This is a genomic window from Paenibacillus sp. CF095 (assembly GCF_900101225.1).
Lineage (GTDB): Bacteria > Bacillota > Bacilli > Paenibacillales > Paenibacillaceae > Paenibacillus.
This window is the reverse complement of the sequence record NZ_FMZN01000001.1, coordinates 4,327,263-4,346,205: the sequence shown is the minus strand read 5'-3', so window position 1 is coordinate 4,346,205 and position 18,943 is coordinate 4,327,263. Positions and strand designations below refer to the sequence as shown.

Sequence of the window (18,943 nt, the reverse complement as noted above, 5' to 3'; positions counted from 1 at the left end):
GTTTGTTCTAATTCATATAGATTAGGAAAATGAGTCGTGGCCTAGTGGCCGCGGCTTTTTCCACAATGGAAGGAGAGTGAAGCGTGATGAACATAGGCTGGGGAGAGTATCCCAAACGATGGATAATCCTATTGATCGCAGCTGTTTGTTGTGTCGGTATAGGAAGCTGGCTTATCTTCAACCGAAGTGAACAACCCGCTCCGCCACCGGTTATGGACAAACAGAGAACGGCCGAAGTCTGGTTAACCACGGGAGATCAGCAAAATCTGCTTACACCACAGAAACCCATTCCAATTACAGATCAACATGATGCAGACACAAGCTCTTCAGATTCTACAACGCAGGAGTCTGATACTTCCCCGTCGGAGTTTAGCATACAGATTGATCCGGACAAGAACTACCAGACCATGGATGGTTTCGGCGCAGCGATGACGGGTTCATCTGCGCATCTGATTAATCAGCTTCCAGAGGAGCAGCAAGAGCAACTGCTGAAGGAACTGTTTACGACGAAAGGCTTGAATATGGATATGGTGCGTCACACGATTGGTGCCTCCGATTATTCGGTAGATGAATCAGGCGCGGCTTCAAGTTATACCTATGATGATATCGAGTCCGGCACGGATTATGACATGGAACACTTTTCGATCGATAAAGATCAGGAAGTTGTGAATATGCTGAAGAGTGTGACTGAGCTGAAACCGGATCTTAACGTACTGGGCACACCGTGGACGGCTCCGGCCTGGATGAAGTATGGGGAGAAGACCACGAACGGTTGGTATCTGGATTACAACGATCCTCAGGTGTACGAAGCGTACGCAAGATATTTTGTGAAATATATCAAAGCTTATCAGACAAAGGGCATTCCCATCTACGGGATCACGTTGCAAAATGAACCGGAGTTCACCTCGGACAAATATCCGAGTATGAGTATGGGAGCTGAAGAACAAGCGATGTTCATACGGGATTATCTAGGCCCTGCGCTACAGGATGCGGGACTGGATACGCGAATCATCGCGTATGATCATAACTGGGATCAGGCGGTTGAATATACCAGCAAGGTGCTCGGTGATGAGCAGGCTGCTGTCTACATCGATGGATCTGCTTTCCACTGTTATGCAGGTGATCCATCGGCCATGTCGGAAGTGCATGAGCGCTTCCCGGACAAAAATATCTATTTTACCGAATGTAGTGGTGGGGAGTGGAGTCCTGATTTTGGCGAGAATCTGAGCTGGCAGATGTCCAATCTCATCATTGGTGCACCTCGCAACTGGGCGAAAAATGTTCTGCTCTGGAACATCGTACTCGATCCGCAAGGTGGACCTACGAATGGTGGCTGTGAGAACTGTCGTGGGGTTGTGACAATTGACCCGGACAGTGATGAAATCACTAGAAATGTCGAGTATTATGCGTTAGGCCACATCAGCCGTTATGTACGTCCGGGAGCTGTGAGAGTTGCTTCCACGCAAGAACAGGGCAAGATCGAGAACGTAACCTTCCGCAATCCGGATGGAACGATGGTGCTAGTTGCGGCTAACACGGGCGAGGCAGAAGTTTCCTTTGATGTAGTCATAGATGGAGATTTATTTCGATATATACTGCCATCCCAATCGGCAGCAACCTTCCGTTGGAAGCCAAAAACGGAGGTAGAACGTTGACTCAAGATTGGAAATTATGGGTACAGATTGAATGATGGACATGGTAAAATAAACGTAGAGTTATTTCAAATTTGATCTATCAAACAAGTCCGATCCCAAGATCGGACTTTTACATAACCTTTTACTAGAAAAGGAGAATACGTTGGACATGTTAGTCGTTGCATATCGGGAACAGGATCATGACAAGTTGGTTGGAATCTGGGAGAGTGCTGTGCGGGCAACCCATACGTTTTTGGAAGAGCATCACATTCAGTTCTATAAAAAAGTGGTGAGTGATGTGTTGCAGCACAGGCAAGTCGAGGTTTGGGAAGCGCTGAATACAGAGCAACAACCCGTAGGTTTTATTGGTTTGGATGATAACTTTATCGAAATGTTGTTTGTAGATCCGAGTCAACACGGACAGGGTCTGGGACGTCTGCTCATAGACCATACCTTCAAAATCAAAGGCCGTCACCTCAAGGTGGATGTTAATGAGCAGAATACTGGAGCAGCCCGATTCTATGAAAAAATGGGATTTGTACAGACAGGTCGTTCCGAATTGGACGGTTCCGGTAATCCGTTTCCGCTGTTGCATCTGGAGATCCAACAGGAACAGGCTGAGAGATTGTCGTAATGGATAGACCATGAGTTATAAATGACCAGGATGAGGAGTGTGCAGGATGACACAGATCAAGGTGACACCGGAACAACTGGAGACGGTCAGTGGGCAGTTCGCTCAGGCACATCAGCAATTATCGAGATTCATGTCCACATTGGACGGCAAGATGAGTGTCATGCGGAGCAACTGGGATGGGATGGAACGGGAACGCTTCTATAACGATTATTCAACGGCTCAAGGCACGATGAAATCTGTTCTGGAACTGGTTCTGTCCATTCAGTCGGAGCTTAAGAAAATTGCCGAGCGTTTCCGCACGACAGATGAAGAGGCGGTGAGCCAGGCAATCATGACGGCGCTGACCGCAGCGCGGGCGCTATCAACCATGGGCAAAAATAAAGGCGATGATCTGGACAAAACGCCAGGTCCACCAAAGAACATGGATGAATGGGCTGAGAAGGATGCCGAGAAATACCAAAACTATGAGGAAATGCTGAAGAAAGCCAAAGAGATGGGGGACGAAGAACTGGCACAGCAGATTCAGGCCAGCATGAACATCATTCGGCTTCAGTATGAAGATGTAATCTATCAGACTGACCCCAATACGGGCAAGACGGTGAAAATTACCGAGGATTCCATCGTAGGTACGTATCAGGTGAAAAGCGACAAGGGCGAAACGACTACCATCAGTCTGGATAAACAGGGCAATGTGGTGGACTATAGCAAAGATACGGAAAAGTATAGGTATTCGGAGCAAACGCACACGACTAGTCAAGGCGAGCATCTCTTTGGCAAAGCAGCACAAACGGCTACAGCCTACGGCATTGGTCTGCTGCTCACAAGCAAGACGGGCTCTGCCTTCACGGAACATGCGACAGGACTAGGTTCATCCTTCGTCGCGGACAAATTCCTGTTCTCCGTGCCGGAGGAAGGCGAGACACGTACGATGATCTACCGTACCAATAAGGAAACGGGCAAAATGGAAAATATGATCGTGGTCACGCGTGGCGACAACGATATTGAATATACTCCGTGGCGGGATTACTTCTAAGCCACGGATGAGGTTGGCAAGCGAGCAACGCAGGGGTACCGGGTTGTGGCCTGCTTGCCGACCCACCGCCTGGAGCCATGTGGTTGGATAACACATGGCTATGCGTGTGGAGGGCAGGCAGCTTATCCGTGAGCCTGCCCATAGAGAAACACCCCGGCAACCTTCTCCCTGAGATGAGATGGGAAGGATGCCGGGGTGTTTATAGTTTTGCTTACCGATTCGCCACGGTCAATGGACCGGGCTGGAAGGGACTCTTTTTTTGCCAGAGATTAATGGGTCTCTTCATCCAGAAACGGTTTGTTCACCGCATAATACATAAAGCCCATCAGCAGCACACCACCAACCAGATTACCCAAGGTCACGGGAACCAGGTTGTGAAGCACACCTTCAAATGAGATCGTCCCCGGGTGGTTCAGCACAAGTGCAATCGCGAACGTACACATATTGGCGATGCTGTGCTCGTATCCCGAGATGAAGAAGCAAAATACAAAGAGCATCATGGCAAACATTTTGGCTCCATTCTCCTTCATGAACATCGGCACAAAGAACGCCATACATACAAGCCAGTTACACAAAATTCCCCGGAAAAAGAGCTGCATCGTCGGAACTTCCATCTTGTGCTCCACCACGCTTAACAGAAAACCATTCACCTGGGACGAGTCGAACAATCCCGTCAGGTAGATTAACAGGGCAAACACGGCTGCGCCCATCAGGTTACCGCTATAACTTGCAATCCACAGCTTGATAACTTCGAACCAGCGCAGTTTCTTGCGCAGCGCCGCATACGTGTAATAAAACGTATTGCCCGTGAACAGGTCACCCCCGCCATAGGCGATCAGAATGATGGCCGCTCCAAACGTAATTGCTGCCATCGGATAGGTAAACGGGGACTGCTCCATATAAAAGAAGTTACCTGTCTTAAACGCCACGATGACGCCGAATCCGATAAACATACTGGCCAGCATGGAGCGTGCAAGGTACCTAATTAAGCTTTGTTTGTAAATCTTGTGTTTCTTCAAAGCTAGTTGTTCCACGTTGCGTAAAGCTTCCGTTTCCATAATTCTCCTCCAATAGCATGGTGTCTTGCTTACCATTATAACGAAATTATGGAAATTGGGGAGGGGGACTTGGTTTATTGATTATAACTTCCTTGATTCGAATGCAGTACCCGCATTGCAGAAGAGCCAAAATCAGGATCGGATTGAAGCGATTCTAACGCGGATGCTGCACCATTAACTTGTTGATGTGCAACAAGAATAGCAAAGGCCGCTCCTCTGACTAATATGTAGGCATTTCCCTCCAGAACTTCCTGAGCCAATTGAATCTCGGCTTCTGTAATGGGCAATAGAGCGAGAGTTTGCAAGACGTAATTCTGTACATCCTCATCTTCTTCTGAGTCACGAACAAGTTGCGCGGCAGCATGAAGGATTTCACCCAGAAGAGCAGAGGAGCCTGCCATCCCTAAAGCTCGCCATGCTTCGATACGGATGAGATCCTCTTCATGTGTATCCATGCCAATAGCGAGAACTTGCTGAGTCAGGTGATCATCGGTTAGTTCGATCAGATCACGAAGTGCTTGTAGTTTTTCTTCTCCGCTAATTTCGTTAAAATCAGGGTGTTCATTGTTGTTACTATGATTTAAATCAGACATGTCAGACATATCCTACCGTTCACCTCCAGAGTTATATTATGGCTTGGGCGGAAGAATGATTGGACGGGCAGCCAAGGCTTCTTCCACAATCTGTTCAGGCGTCAGGTCTCGATCATCCCAGAAAATCAAATTGCTGATTTCCGCATGTGGAACCTGCTGCTGTAGCTCCGTCAATATGTCATCCAACTCGGCTTCCGTTCCTTCAGAGTCCATCAGTTTGCGAACCAATTCTACCAAATGTAATCTATTGTCCATATCGATACCTCCTGAATGATTCATAGCGTGAACCAACTAGTCTGTCATGGGCTGATTCAATGGATCATATATAATGAGCACCGGAAAAAATTTGGGCTCAAGCATCAGACTAATGCGTTGTTCGTCTTGATCAGTATATGAAATGATATAGTTCCCGAAATGAGACTCGTAGTTGAAGTCTTGGAATTGAAAGGAATGTTCAGGATACTTTATCTTCACATATAACGTAGTAACTCCTCGGGCTAAGGTTTCTTTTAACATAGGAATTTGGGCCACAATGATAATAGCAATAAGAAAAATTAGTATACGTTTAGCGAGACGGGTCAGATGGATTCACCCCATTATCGTAAATCAATTTTCAATAATTCATGAAAGCCCATCTCAAAATAGATGTCATTCAATCCGTATAGCCAGATTACCAAACTGCTCGCCTTTTTCCATACGTTTAAATGCTTTTGCTACGTCTTGCAACGGATATACGCCATCAATTACAGGATGTATGTCCTGTTGCTCCACCCATTGCAGCATCTGGACAAACTCCTCACGGCTGCCCATAGAGGTGCCGATCAGACTGATCTGCGGGAAGAAAATAGAGCGAATGGGTACGGTCAGATCATCCCCCGAGCTTGCACCATACATCACGATACGTCCACCTGGTCTGATTATATCAAAATATTTTGGGAACATGGCTTGTCCGATGCTATCCAAGATGATGTCCACAGGTTCCAGATCGTTCTGCAAACGCCAATCGGCATGACTATCCAGTGCATGGGTAGCACCCAAGCGCAGTGCCTCATTTCTTTTGGCTTCACTTCTGGAGGTGACGGTCACCTTGGCACCAGCCGCTACTGCCATGAGCAGGGCGTAAGTTGCTACACCACCGCCAATGCCGGGAATGAGCGCATGTTCACCTTGCTTTAATACGCCGCAAGTGAATAAGGCGCGATAGGCCGTCAGCGCTGAAAGGGACAGCACGCCTGCTTCCTCCCAGGATAGGTGGGCTGGCTTAGGCAGGGCATTTGCAGCAGGCAACGTTATATATTGCGCGAGCGTTCCATCCGTAGGGCCACCAACAATATCGGGTACGGTCGGCACTTCAGATGAATATTCCCAACCGAGTGTAGGATGGATAATGACTTCATCACCTATCGCGAACCCTCTTACGCCTTCGCCAATCGCTACGATAATACCTGCTCCATCGGAACCGGGAATGAGCGGGGTAGCCTGGGTTCCGCGTCCTGCCATGATGAATAGATCCCGATGGTTGATTCCAGCGGATTTTAGTTGGATCTGCACTTCCCCGGCTTCTGGTGCCCGAGATATTGACTCTTTATATTGAAGACCTGCAAGGCCGCTTTGGCCTGAATGGATAATAGCTCTCATGTTCAATATTCCTCCTGTCTGTGTAGCCAGATTTCACTACTGAGCCTCATTGTACAGACGGAGCAGATTCACGTAAAATGAACAAAAATGATTGTCAGTATCATTGAAAATAATAGATAAGCACTTTGCATGAATCGGATGATGCAGAATGCCGATATAACGACGAGCAGGTGATCAGGGTATGGATGCAGGTGATTTGAAAATATTTCAGGCGGTTGCCCGCGAAGGTAGTATCAGTAAAGCTGCACTCTCACTTAATTATGTGCAGTCCAATGTAACAACACGGATTAAACAGTTGGAGACTCAACTGCAAGTACCGCTATTTCATCGTTCCAATCGGGGGATGTCGCTTACACCAGCAGGCGAGAACCTGCTTGGGTATGCGGATAGAATATTGGAATTATTATATGAAGCAGAGCAAGCCACGCAAGTGGGTAACCCACCAGCTGGCATGCTTCGTCTAGGTGCCATAGAGACAGCAGCTTCCACTTTTCTGACGCCGCTCTTGGCTGAATATACTTCATGCTACCCGGAAGTACAACATTCGCTTGTCACGGGTGGGACCCATGAACTGAACCAGAAGGTCAGCCAACATGAATTGCATGGAGCCTTAATATATGGCCCGATTGATCATTCTGAGCTGAACTATATGAAGATGTATGACGAGGAATTGGTGTTGATCGCTGAACCTGGAGCGCATGAGATGTACACGTTATTGTCCAGGCCGATGTTGTTTTTTGAGATCGGATGCACACATCGCGATCAGGCGGAATCCTTTTTGAAAGATCAGGGTATCCACACGCTTAACATCATGGAATATGGAACACTGGACACGATTCTGAATGGTGTATCTGCCGGGCTCGGTGTATCATTGCTGCCACGTTCTTCGGTTACCAAAGCAGAATCAAGAGGTGAGATTGCAGTGTTATCTTTGCCCGATCCTTATTGCCGGTTGGAAGTAGGATTTGTGTATTCCCGTGGTGAACATATATCTAGTGCGCTCTGCGCTTTGGTTGAGATTATTACAGAACCAGAATTATAAGAGGTTAATCAAAAGTTCGCTTTTGAACACACATTATAAAGGAGTGAATGACTTTGGAGGATACTGTTTTAACGTTGGCTGATGCCTTTAATCAGTCAGACTTTATTGTAGGCGGTCACGGCAGTCGCCAAGTGAAGGTACTTCAGAACGTACTGGAGCAGATCGATGGGGAGTTGTTTAGTGACCACTACGGCAACGGCCCCCTCATTGAAGAATTTCAGCAACAGATGGCTGACGTTCTTGGCAAGGAATCGGCGGTGTTTTTCCCAAGTGGAACGATGGCGCAGCAGATTGCATTACGGATTTGGTGTGACCGCAAAGGGATAAAGCGAGTAGCTTATCACCCTCTGTGTCATCTTGAAATCCATGAGGAAGACGGACTGAAAGAGTTGCATCAGATTGAATCAATTTTACTTGCGGACAAGGATCGCTTGATTCGTTTGGAAGATGTACAAGCGCTTGATCAGGACATTGCCTGTCTGCTGTTGGAACTTCCGCAACGTGAGATTGGTGGGCAATTGCCAGCATATGAAGAACTGGAAGCGATCTCGGCCTATTGCCGTGAACTCGGGATTAAGCTGCATCTGGACGGGGCGCGTCTGTTTGAAATTACTCCCTATTACCAGAAGACTCCTGCGGAGATTTGCAGTCTGTTTGATACGGTGTATGTTTCCTTTTACAAAGGAATTGGAGGCATTGCGGGAGCCATATTGGCGGGAGATCCCGATGTGATGCAGGAATCGAAAGTATGGAAACGGCGGCACGGCGGTGATCTGATCGGTCTGTATCCGTATATTCTGAGTTCCCAGTATTATTTCAATGAACGGATTGGCAAAATGGAGCTGTATTACGAGCAGGCTCAAGAACTCGCCTCCCTATTGAATGCGTGTCACGGGATACAAACGTTGCCCGAGGTACCGGTATCGAATATGTTCCATGTACACTTTGAGCTCGCTGCTGCCGAAGTTGAACCCATTCTTGTGCAAATGGCTCAGCAGTATGGCATAGGAATGACTTCATATCTGAACAAAACGAGTGGGAACAGCTGTGCCTTTGAATTGTCTACGGGTGATCGTTATGAGAAAATTCCCCAGGATAAACTGCGTGCAGCACTGGAATGGCTGGATCAAGCGTTGCGTAAACAAGTGAGATAAGAAGTTGATTTTAGTGTTCGACTCTTTTTTGGGTAATGTGTTGCGCTTTAAGCAGGAATATTGAATTCAAAACGGCTGATCAGTGGGGAAAAGTATCTTAAGGGGGAGTTCAAGTGACGTCGATAGAATTGGAACCGATTCGTGATCTTTTGGTGAAAGCCTACGATACAACAATGGGAGAAGGATGTACTCCTGAGACGCAACAGAGCATTGAGGATTTTGAGCAAAAGCATAATGTGAAACTGCCCGGAGCGTATCGTGCACTTTTGCTTGAATTCGGTGCATGTAATTTCGGCGATCCTGCCTTGTATTCGGTGAAAGAACTGAGCTGGGCTTATCCTGAATTTCTGGAAGTGTACCATGAATATGAGGAAGAATATGAGTTGCCAGCTGACCTTCAACCTTTCCCGATTGGTGGATTTGGTGAAGGAAGTATGGCTATACTGGATCAGACCTCCGGCAAGGTGCTGATGTTGATACACGATGCAGGGGAAACTCCTCTGCGGGAAATTGCTGTGGACTTTAATGAATTGATGACGATGCTGGCTGAGTCGGCAATCTGGGTTCAGGAACAAATGAATTAACAGGGTAGACGGAAGGAAGCGCAACAGACTTATGGATATTCGAAAGTTAAGATACTTTATCACCGTGGCAGAAGAACTTCATTTCCACCGTGCAGCGGAAAAATTAAATATGACGCAACCACCGCTGAGCCAGCAGATTCAGAATCTGGAGGAAGAGCTTGGCGTAAAGTTATTGGAACGTACGAGGAAAATGGTTCGTCTCACCCCGGCAGGTGCCGTATTTCTGGAACAGGCCAGACTGATCATGGCCCAGCTCGAACGATCCATTCAGCTTACGCAAAAGGCAGATCAGGGCATCATCGGGCATATATCCGTAGCTTTCGTGGATTCGGCTTCGGGGAGCATTATGGTGGATGTCCTTAGGAAATTTCGTGCTGCGTATCCGCAGATTGAATTGACGCTGCGTGAGATGACTTCATCCCAACAATTGCAGGCACTGGAAGACGGACAGATCCATATTGGATTTTTGCGATATCAGGAAGATACCCGCCATGTCTCGTTCCGCCCCTGCCAGATGGAAACGTTGATTGCCGTGTTGCCAGATCATCACCCGGTGGCTTCTCAGACTCAAGTTTCAATTCGAGAACTGGCGGATGAAGATTTCATTTTATTCCCACGGCATCTGGGTTCTCCGTTCCATCGTCTCGTTCTGGATTATTGCAGGGAGCATGGCGTAGATCCTCGAATTACACAGGAAGCGATCCAAATGTATACGATTGTGAATCTCGTTGCGGCTGGCATGGGCATTTCCATTGTTCCGTCATCGGTGGATGTGTTCCAGCGGAAGGGTGTAGTCTTTCTTCCATTAGAAGAAAATCCGCCCTCCGTACCGTTGTATACGGCATGGCGGACGGATATGAATCAGGAAGTGGTTTCCCGCTTTATAAGCATTGTTGAGGGGGAATATGAGTTGCACTAAAGGTTATTTACACTTACACTGCGATGACAGAACAATCTTCCAATCGCTGTTATCCCCAGATTTTTTCGATCCCTTTTCTCAAGGGGAAAATCTGGTGATAAAGGCGAGGTGTATGCTTTCGAAGTAGCTTTCTTGCAGAAAGCTTTTAGCTCCGCTTTTTCAGGTTTTTCTGTCCTCTCCGTTATCGTGTAAATGATTAGTTCAACTTAGTATGGTCTGAGTAGTAAAAAAGAAACTATCCCGTCTTGGCTGGATCACGCTCAATCCACGGATTCAATATTTCATCAATATGAGACATGATCGCAGAGTCCAGTTTCACACCGGAGGCTTTTACATTTTCAAGTACCTGCTCTGGTCGGGATGCACCGATAATGACGGAACTCACATACGAATGTTGTAGAACCCACGCCACAGCGAGTTGAGGAAGAGTTAGACCAATCTCTTTAGCGAGTGGAACAAGCTGTTGCACAGCGGTAAGAACATCTTCACGTAACCACTGACCAGCCAGTTTATTGAAAAAGGGTGCTCCTGCCTCAGCAGCTGCACGTGATCCGGTGGGCAATGCTTCGTTAGGCGCATACTTGCCTGATAGTATACCCTGAGCCAGAGGAGACCATGTAATCTGCCCAAGTCCTGCTTGGTCGCTTGCAGGTACGACTTCTTGTTCAATCACACGCCATAACATTGAATACTGGGGCTGACTTGCAATGAAGGGGACATGAAGTTCCCGCGCCAAAGCGGCTCCTCTTGCAATCTGATCTGCGTTCCATTCGCTGACGCCAATGTAATGAACTTTGCCCTGACGGACCAGATCGGCAAACGCCAGAAACGTCTCTTCCAGCGGAGTGTTGTAATCATAACGGTGAGCGTAATAAACATCGATATAATCAGTCTGTAACCGCCGTAATGAACCATTGCAGGCTTCCATGATGTGTTTACGTGAAAGTCCGCGGTCATTATGACCTGAGCCAGTAGGGTGACAGACTTTGGTGCACAGTTCAATACTCTCTCTTCGTATATCTTTGAGAGCCTGTCCCAAGACAGTTTCTGCCTTGGTATTCGAGTACACGTCTGCCGTATCAAATGTGGTAATACCTGCATCCAATGCGGTTCGCACACAAGCTTCTGCTATTCCATCCTTGACTTGCGCTCCATGCGTAATCCAGTTACCGAGTGAAATCTCACTGACGGTTAATCCACTGTTTCCTAATTTGCGATATTCCATTCATGTCGCCTCCCTAAGTCATCTGGACTCCATTGTATCAATGGCAGATTAATAGGTGAAATATCTTTTAACCTCGTCTTTGATACGAAAAAAGTATCAGTGAATCTACATTTTCTCCTGGAGATATTTGCGATAGAGAGCGGGCGTAATTTCCTCGAACTTTTTGAATATTTTGATAAAATATCCCGATTCATTAAATCCCAGCTCATCACTGATCTGTGAGACAGGCATGTCGGTGACCTCTAGCAATTGTTTAGCCCACTTAATCTTGAGTTTTGCCAAGTAGGTTGTGAAGTTCTCACCGGTTTCCTTGGCAAACAGTCTGCTGAAATAACTCGGACTCAGGTGGCATAGATCGGCCATTTGTTTGAGTGAAACTTGTTCGCTTTTGTGACTGTGAATGTACTCAAAAGCAGGCTGGAGCACCGGGCTGGAGCTTTCCGCATCACTTGGGCTGTTCTTCAGATAAGCATCCGCAATGGCATTGGTCATCTCTTTTTTGATTGACTCGATATTGCGAATGGAGTACCCGGGCAGAATGGTGGAGAGGTTTAGAGACTCCTGATTGCCTGAAGCTTTCTCAAACATTTCAACTAACAGATTTTTGTTAAGCGCTTCTTCCACAATGTAGTTGCAGAGCAGGGATAACATGTTGGAGATTTTCACAATCTCTTCATAGGTCATTACAGGCAGCTGGGCGTAATCATCTTTTAATTCCTCCAGCTTGGCTGCATGCATGGGTACGTTTTTGGACGTGACAATTTGCTCCAATTCGCTACCCTTTTCCGGATCGGCGAGTTTCACTTGTCCTGCCATGACGGCGCCGATATATTTGCCATCAATCGTGATCGGAATCGCGATATCAATAATATTGAAATGGCATAGATATACATAAGGCTCATTCAACCGAACGGCTTCCAGACCACCGCGTGAATCACATTTTTGACAATAGGGGAGAAGCTCAGGGTCTTTACGCACATTCTGGCAGAAGGCCTGACAGCTGCTGTGACTGGTTACGGGAATGCCTTTATAATCAACGGTGAGGATCGCCAGTTTGGTTACTGTTGCGAGAGAATCTTGTAGACGCTTCCATTTATTAAGGTCGAGAATTTTGTTGATATGCAGATATTCTTTGATCATTGGTGCAACCTCCATAGGCTAACCTGAATCATAATTTAGGCCGTTAAAAGTTAGCAAGTTGTACATATTAAGATGTAATGATGACGGGTAATGTATAATGGGAGGTCAAAATTCAACCATCTCATGACAATAAGATACCATGATTGTGCCAAAAAGCAAAAAATTACGATTGTAAATTATAATAATTTGTTATCAAAGTCCACTGTAAACCTGCTGCTCATGCGTTATATTAAGGTCAATTGTAAGAAATTAAAATTTGATGTAATCACTACACTATTTCATATCCTTAGGAGGTATATATTATTATGAGAAAAGCATTTATCAGCCCAACCAAATATGTACAAGGCGAAGACGAGTTGTTGAACCTGGGGTATTTTGTTAAATCCTTCGGAGAATCTGCCTTGTTAATCGCACATCCGGATGATGTTCAGCGTGTCAAAGCAAAGCTGGATGCAACAGCGGAGAAATTCAATATTACGTTTGTTGAAAGCGGTTTTAAAGGGGAATGTTCCCGCGAGGAAGTTGCCCGTCTGCAAGCAATCGCGAAGGAAAAAGGATGTGACTCTACCATCGGTCTTGGTGGCGGTAAAGCGATCGATGCTGCCAAATGTGTAGCTGAAGGTGAAGCACTAATCATCTGCCCAACGATTGCGGCAACAGACGCACCGACAAGTCACTCCGCTGTATTGTACACACCAGAAGGTGCTTTTGATGACTATGCTTATTTCAAACAAAGCCCAAGTGTGGTTCTCGTTGATACAACGGTAATTGCGAATGCACCAACACGCTTCCTGGTATCCGGTATGGGAGATGCGCTCTCTACATACTTCGAAGCAAGAGCAACAGCGAAATCCTATTCCCGTGTAAACGCAAGTCTGCCAATGGGTTCCCGCGAAGGATATACCCCATCTGCAGTAGGTACCAATGCGGCACTCGCATTGGCAAAATTGTGTTATGAAATGCTGCTGACTGACGGTGCAAAAGCAAAAGTAGCCAGTGACAGCAACGTTGTGACTCAAGCACTGGAAAACATCGTTGAGACCAACATTCTGTTGTCTGGTCTTGGATTCGAAAGTGGCGGTCTGGCCGCAGCACATGCGATTCACAACGGCTTGACTGTTCTGGAAGGCACACATCACTTCTTCCACGGAGAAAAAGTATCTTTCGGTACGATTGCACAACTCGTTCTTGAAAATGCACCTACTGAAGAGCTGCACGAAGTCATGGACTTCTGTCTCGAAGTGGGACTGCCAATCAGCTTGGCGGACATCGGTGTAGATACGATTAGTCAGGAAGAGTTGTTGAAAGTTGCAGAGATCGCTTGTATTCCGGAAGAATCCATTCACGCCATGCCGTTCCCAATCACCGTTCCTGAAGTAGCTGCTGCCATTGCAGCGGCTGACCGTATGGGTCGGCAGTACAAAGCAGCTCGCCGGGAGGCCAAATAATGAAGAAAATTATTAACCAAGCCGAACATGTTGTTATGGAAATGTGTAACGGGATTGCGCTTGCACACCCGGAGCTGGAATTTCTGAAAAAATATAAAGTCATCAAACGCAGAGAGATTCAGGCTGATAAAGTCAGCCTGATCAGTGGCGGTGGCAGTGGACATGAACCGGCTCACGCTGGTTATGTCGGTAAAGGCATGCTGGATGCAGCGGTATGTGGAGATGTATTCGCATCTCCTTCCCAAATCCAGGTGTATCAAGCGATTAAAGCAACAGCCAGCAACAAGGGAACACTCTTGATCATCAAGAACTACAGCGGCGACATGATGAACTTCAAGAACGCAGCGCATCTGGCAGAAGAGGATGGCATCGACGTACAATATGTGCGCGTAGAGGATGACATTGCTGTACAAGACAGCTTGTATACCGTTGGACGTCGCGGCGTTGCCGGAACTGTACTGGTTCACAAGATTGCCGGAGCAGCAGCGGAAGAAGGCCGCAGTCTGGCAGATGTGAAATCCGTTGCCGAGAAAGCAGCTCAGAACGTACGCAGTATTGGTTTTGGATTCACATCCTGTACCGTACCAGCCAAAGGCACGCCTACATTCGAAATTGCTGAAGATGAAATGGAATTCGGCGTAGGGATTCATGGTGAGCCAGGAATTCGCCGGGAGAAAATCGTATCGGCTGATGAATTGGCAGGACGTATGATCGATGCGTTGCTCGAAGATATGAAGCTGGACAATGATGCATCCGCTGAGATTGCGGTGCTCGTGAATGGTTTTGGTGCAACACCACTGCAAGAACTGTACCTGCTCAACAATTCCGTTCAGCGTGAGCTTGCTGGACATGCAGGTCTGAAGGTCGCTACTACGTTTGTAGGCAACTACATGACAAGTATCGATATGGCGGGTGCATCGGTTACGATCCTGAAACTGGATGATGAACTAAAAACGCTGTTGTTCAAGGAAAGTGATACACCTGCATTTAAAGTATCTGGCCCTCCAGCAGCACAAGTGGCGTATTCCGAAGCGCTGGAAGCTGTTGTGGGTGAAGACGCTCCCGTATCTTACGAAGTGGAGACGGATGCATCAGCTGCGGTAATCGAAGGCAATCAATTTTCACTGGACAATGTCGTCTATCTGATCGATAAGATGGGTGAGATCATCATCAAGAATGAAGTACCTTTCTGTGAACTGGATTCCCATGCCGGTGATGGCGATTTTGGTATGAGTGTAGCAAAAGGCTTCCGCCAGTTAAAACGCGAATGGAATCACATCATTAACGAAGATAAAAAAGACATCGGATCATTCCTAAATGCATGTTCCTTGGTCATCATGGAATATTGTGGCGGCGCATCCGGCCCGATCTGGGGTTCGGCATTCCGTGCGGCTGGCAAAGCAGTAGGGGATAAACAGCAATTAAACGTTGCTGAATTTGCTGAGATGATGCATGCAGCTGTACAAGGGATTCAGTCTACTGGAGAGCGTTCCTTCGGACGTGGTGCCGTTGTAGGTGATAAAACCTTGATTGATGCGCTCGTGCCGTGTGCCGAGTCCTGGACACAAAGTGCGGAGTCTGGCGATGACTTCAAAACAGCATTTGCCAAAGGTGCAGCAGCAGCCGTTGAAGGCGCGAAGAAAACTGAAGACATCGTGGCGCGTATGGGACGTGCAGGTGCCGTCGGCGATCGTAGTCTGGGCTACCCGGATGCTGGCGCATATGCGCTGGGTGTTATTTTCACAGAATTATCTGAGTCGATGAAATAAAGTCGAGCCTGTCAGCATTTAAATGTGATATGCATTAAAAGTGAAATGGGTAATATAAGGTATAGGTAAGAAGACCGCTCTGGAGCATGGCTGACAGGGCGGTCTTTTTGATATGGAGATGCGATCTCGTGTGCCTTAAATTGGATTCGCAGTTCCAGATAGTGTAATCTGGAGGTTAGGTGCAGATCGGTAAAAACCATTTGAACGAGAAGGGATCGGGATGATTCAATGACGCAAAAAATCTATTATGACTCTGCTTATACAAGAGAGTGGCATACAACGATTACAGGCAAATTGGACAAGGAAGACGGCGTATATGTCACGCTGGCGGAGACTGCTTTTTACCCGCATGGGGGCGGACAACCTTGTGATCTGGGACAAATTGGCGGCATCACTGTTCTGGATGTGAACATCGAAGATGGTGAAGTATGGCATAAGGTGGAACGCGCCCCTGAACAGACTGAGGTACATTGTGAGATTGACTGGGAGCGCAGATTCGATCATATGCAGCAGCATACGGGTCAGCATTTGTTATCGGCAATCACTTTGAAGCTGGCTGAAGCGATGACGCTCAGTTTCCATCTTGGAACGGAGTATGACACGATTGATGTGGCTGCGCCTGAGCTGGGCGCGAATCAATTGACCGCCATTGAACAAGAAGTGAATCGTCAGATCTATCGTAACGCTCGTATCAACACTTCTTGGGTTACAGCAGAAGAGGCCGCACAATTGCCACTGGTGAAGCAACCTACGGTAACGGAGGACATTCGCATCGTCGAGATCGAGGGTGTGGAGTATAACGCCTGCGGTGGAACGCATGTGTCGGCGACAGGTGAGATCGGCATCATCAAACTGTTGAAAACCGAAAAAGTGAAGGGCGGCACCCGCATTTATTTCAAATGTGGAACAAGAGCTCTGAATGAATTCACATCCACACAAAACGTGCTCAATAGCATCATGGTTAAATTAAAGACCAGCAAGGACGAATTGTTGGAGCGCATTGAGAAAATGGAACTGGAGCAAAAACAGCTGCAAACTGAGCTGAATGCAGTAAAAACAACCAATGATGCCTATTATGCGGAGGAACTTCTGGCCGCTCGGCAGGGGCTGGTGATTGCTCAGGTCTTTGAAAACAAATCGCTCAAGGATATGCAGAGCCTGGCTACCAAGCTAACGGCAGACCATGAGGGGCTTGTACTTTTTGCCAGTATCTCAGAGGCCAAAGTTGTTCTGGCACAGAACGGACAACCGCCCGAATGGGCTTGTGGACCTTTCTTCAAAGGCAATCTTGGAGCCTACAATGGCAAAGGTGGCGGCAGTGAAAAGATAGCTCAGGCAGGCTTTGCCAGCAGTGAAGATGCGCTTGCCTTTTACGAATTCACCAAAGACCAGTTGGGACATCACTGATTCGCATTTTCCTTTATGAGACACCCAGGTATTGAAATATGAGTAATGACAAGCACGTCACATTGTGGCGTGTTTTCCATTGCCAATAGTTGAAGGAGGTTGGAATATGACAGAACGAATTCCGTGTATACGGGAGGGGTGTGCAAATACCATCTTGCCAGCAACGGCTGCCAGAACAGGTGGGTATTGCATGCCTTGCAAGCAGGAGATGGAACGCGAGGAGCGCCAGAGATACATTGAAGCGAATCGACGTGACGTGAACTTGTATGCAGGTATCACAGACCCGGTCGAAGTTTTGAAAATCATGCACAAACCTCAGGTTCGCGATCCACTAATTCGTTATACACCCTATGAACAATCCGAGGAACAAGTATATCTATCCTTGTCTGTAGAGCAACAAGATCAGATGAAGGATTACGCGATGCAACGGATTCGTACAGGTGATGAAGATACGGGCAAAGACGTTCTGGTATATCTGGTCTGCTACCATGATATATCGTTGACTGAGGAAATTCCTGAGCTGCTGGAACAGGAGATCTATTATCCTGCCATTTTGTATAAAAGTGCCTCGGGGGAGGTTCGTGATCGTCTCTTGCAGCAGGTGAACACCGATGATGAAAATCGGAATCACATATTGCTCATGCTGGCCCATATCGGGGATGATGTTGTCGTGCAGCAGTTCCGACAATGGAGACAGTCTCCGCCATCTTGGGCGAGTGAATTGTACGTGGCACCTGAGCATTACACCACTGAAGCTGGTTGGGAGCTTACGAAAGACGGGCAGCGCAGGGAATTATTCACCACCCCAAGTTATTCACTCTATAAAGTAAAAGAGAATGAAGGGCCTAACGTGGAGTCAACCGGAAATTCACTCTCGATGCTGACCTCAAGCACCAATTGCTGTCCATGGTGTGGCAATGCGTTAACCACCTTAATTAGTCTGGATGTTACGCATCCCGCTTTGAAGGACGTGTCTTGGTATGCCCAGCGACTTCAGTTACAGACTTGCGTGATATGCAGCAGTTACGGTGTGGTTTACATGGAGCTGGACGCAGCAGGGGAACCGTTATGGAGTTCACATAATGTCATGCCTGCGGGAATGGACGAGATTGACCTGGACGACTATGGTAAATTTGCACCGGATGTTGGCCGGCAGTTTCGGATTGCGAATGCATCGCGTCATGCATTCCATGCCAGTGAGTGGGCGATGGAGCCATCGCTATCTCAGTTCGGCGGCCATCCAGGATGGGTTCAAGATGCGGAGTACCCACCATGTCCACGCTGTTCCGCGAAAATGAAGGCTGTCGCACAACTGGATTGGGGCGAGGTTGAGGAATATGGTGAGGGTATGTATTATATGTTCATATGTGAGCCGTGTCAGATGACCGCCGTATCATACCAGCAATCTTGATGGTGGAAGCTAGTATGAGCTATTAAGTAATTATAAGCAGTTATCTTATTATAATATTACACCGCTGTTAAGGTTGGAATGACAGTAGTAGACAGACTATAACCAAGGGGTATCCCGAAGTTCTTGGAACTTCATGGGATGCCCCTTTGCCCTGCGCAGGATGGATGGGGACTTCTGCTACAGTTATCAGGTTATGTTATTTAGTCACCAGAGAGACAATGGGTTGTTTTTTCTACGTGCAGAGGCAGTTTGTC

At 47.2% G+C, this 18,943-nt stretch carries 17 protein-coding genes; 11 read left to right on the top strand and 6 right to left on the bottom strand.

Going from position 1 to position 18,943, the window contains the following annotated elements; all coding sequences use genetic code 11:
- The first annotated feature begins 86 nt into the window (after positions 1-86).
- The 3 genes from BLS69_RS19195 to BLS69_RS19185 all read left to right on the top strand — a co-directional run bounded on the left by BLS69_RS19195 (position 87) and on the right by BLS69_RS19185 (position 3,301).
- Positions 87-1,655: a glycoside hydrolase family 30 protein gene (locus tag BLS69_RS19195; RefSeq protein WP_256332358.1), complete on the top strand. Its 1,569-nt coding sequence runs from the start codon at positions 87-89 to the stop codon at positions 1,653-1,655.
- 148 nt (positions 1,656-1,803) lie between these two features.
- Positions 1,804-2,268 carry an acetyltransferase gene (locus BLS69_RS19190; protein WP_371129054.1) on the top strand — a complete coding sequence of 155 codons (465 nt, stop codon included), beginning with the start codon at positions 1,804-1,806 and terminating at the stop codon, positions 2,266-2,268.
- A 46-nt stretch (positions 2,269-2,314) separates the two neighbouring features.
- Positions 2,315-3,301 (top strand): WXG100 family type VII secretion target, encoded by a 987-nt coding sequence (locus BLS69_RS19185; protein WP_091034643.1) that lies wholly within the window; start codon positions 2,315-2,317, stop codon positions 3,299-3,301.
- 269 nt (positions 3,302-3,570) lie between these two features.
- Here BLS69_RS19185 and BLS69_RS19180 read toward each other — a convergent pair whose 3' ends face one another.
- From BLS69_RS19180 to BLS69_RS19160, 4 genes are all read right to left on the bottom strand, one after another.
- The gene (locus BLS69_RS19180; RefSeq protein ID WP_017690511.1) at positions 3,571-4,359 is read right to left on the bottom strand and encodes a formate/nitrite transporter family protein; all 789 of its coding nucleotides are present in this window, start codon (positions 4,357-4,359) and stop codon (positions 3,571-3,573) included.
- A 74-nt stretch (positions 4,360-4,433) separates the two neighbouring features.
- Positions 4,434-4,952, bottom strand: a complete 519-nt coding sequence (locus tag BLS69_RS19175; protein WP_143023597.1) for a hypothetical protein — start codon at positions 4,950-4,952, stop codon at positions 4,434-4,436.
- Positions 4,953-4,988: 36 nt separating this feature from the next.
- Positions 4,989-5,207 carry a bacteriocin immunity protein gene (locus tag BLS69_RS19170; protein WP_091034637.1) on the bottom strand — a complete coding sequence of 73 codons (219 nt, stop codon included), beginning with the start codon at positions 5,205-5,207 and terminating at the stop codon, positions 4,989-4,991.
- A 393-nt stretch (positions 5,208-5,600) separates the two neighbouring features.
- Complete coding sequence (locus tag BLS69_RS19160) at positions 5,601-6,590, bottom strand: quinone oxidoreductase family protein (protein WP_091034630.1); 990 nt, start codon at positions 6,588-6,590, stop codon at positions 5,601-5,603.
- A gap of 181 nt (positions 6,591-6,771) precedes the next feature.
- Here BLS69_RS19160 and BLS69_RS19155 point away from each other — a divergent pair, with 181 nt between their 5' ends.
- The 4 genes from BLS69_RS19155 (at position 6,772) to BLS69_RS19140 (ending at position 10,289) form a co-directional block, all read left to right on the top strand.
- A complete protein-coding gene (locus BLS69_RS19155) occupies positions 6,772-7,632 on the top strand; it encodes a LysR family transcriptional regulator (RefSeq protein WP_091034627.1) in 861 nt (286 codons plus the stop codon).
- A 53-nt stretch (positions 7,633-7,685) separates the two neighbouring features.
- The gene (locus tag BLS69_RS19150) at positions 7,686-8,786 is read left to right on the top strand and encodes a threonine aldolase family protein (protein ID WP_256332324.1); all 1,101 of its coding nucleotides are present in this window, start codon (positions 7,686-7,688) and stop codon (positions 8,784-8,786) included.
- Between the two features lie 113 nt (positions 8,787-8,899).
- Positions 8,900-9,370, top strand: a complete 471-nt coding sequence (locus BLS69_RS19145; RefSeq protein WP_091034621.1) for an SMI1/KNR4 family protein — start codon at positions 8,900-8,902, stop codon at positions 9,368-9,370.
- 31 nt (positions 9,371-9,401) lie between these two features.
- Positions 9,402-10,289 (top strand): LysR family transcriptional regulator, encoded by an 888-nt coding sequence (locus BLS69_RS19140; RefSeq protein WP_091034619.1) that lies wholly within the window; start codon positions 9,402-9,404, stop codon positions 10,287-10,289.
- Positions 10,290-10,524: 235 nt separating this feature from the next.
- Here BLS69_RS19140 and BLS69_RS19135 read toward each other — a convergent pair whose 3' ends face one another.
- Positions 10,525-11,514, bottom strand: coding sequence for an aldo/keto reductase family protein (locus tag BLS69_RS19135; protein ID WP_091034616.1), 990 nt, complete (start codon positions 11,512-11,514; stop codon positions 10,525-10,527).
- Positions 11,515-11,619: 105 nt separating this feature from the next.
- Positions 11,620-12,654 (bottom strand): PocR ligand-binding domain-containing protein, encoded by a 1,035-nt coding sequence (locus tag BLS69_RS19130; protein WP_091034613.1) that lies wholly within the window; start codon positions 12,652-12,654, stop codon positions 11,620-11,622.
- Positions 12,655-12,959: 305 nt separating this feature from the next.
- On the opposite strand from BLS69_RS19130, the gene BLS69_RS19125 reads away from it, so the two are divergent.
- The 4 genes from BLS69_RS19125 to BLS69_RS19110 all read left to right on the top strand — a co-directional run bounded on the left by BLS69_RS19125 (position 12,960) and on the right by BLS69_RS19110 (position 18,689).
- Positions 12,960-14,102, top strand: coding sequence for a glycerol dehydrogenase (locus BLS69_RS19125; protein ID WP_091034611.1), 1,143 nt, complete (start codon positions 12,960-12,962; stop codon positions 14,100-14,102).
- Positions 14,102-15,871, top strand: coding sequence for a dihydroxyacetone kinase subunit DhaK (gene dhaK, locus BLS69_RS19120; protein ID WP_091034608.1), 1,770 nt, complete (start codon positions 14,102-14,104; stop codon positions 15,869-15,871). The genes BLS69_RS19125 and dhaK overlap by 1 nt, the downstream gene beginning before the upstream one ends.
- A 228-nt stretch (positions 15,872-16,099) precedes the next feature.
- Complete coding sequence (locus tag BLS69_RS19115; RefSeq protein WP_091034605.1) at positions 16,100-17,278, top strand: alanyl-tRNA editing protein; 1,179 nt, start codon at positions 16,100-16,102, stop codon at positions 17,276-17,278.
- A gap of 106 nt (positions 17,279-17,384) precedes the next feature.
- Positions 17,385-18,689: a DUF1963 domain-containing protein gene (locus BLS69_RS19110; RefSeq protein ID WP_091034602.1), complete on the top strand. Its 1,305-nt coding sequence runs from the start codon at positions 17,385-17,387 to the stop codon at positions 18,687-18,689.
- Positions 18,690-18,943: the final 254 nt, after the last annotated feature.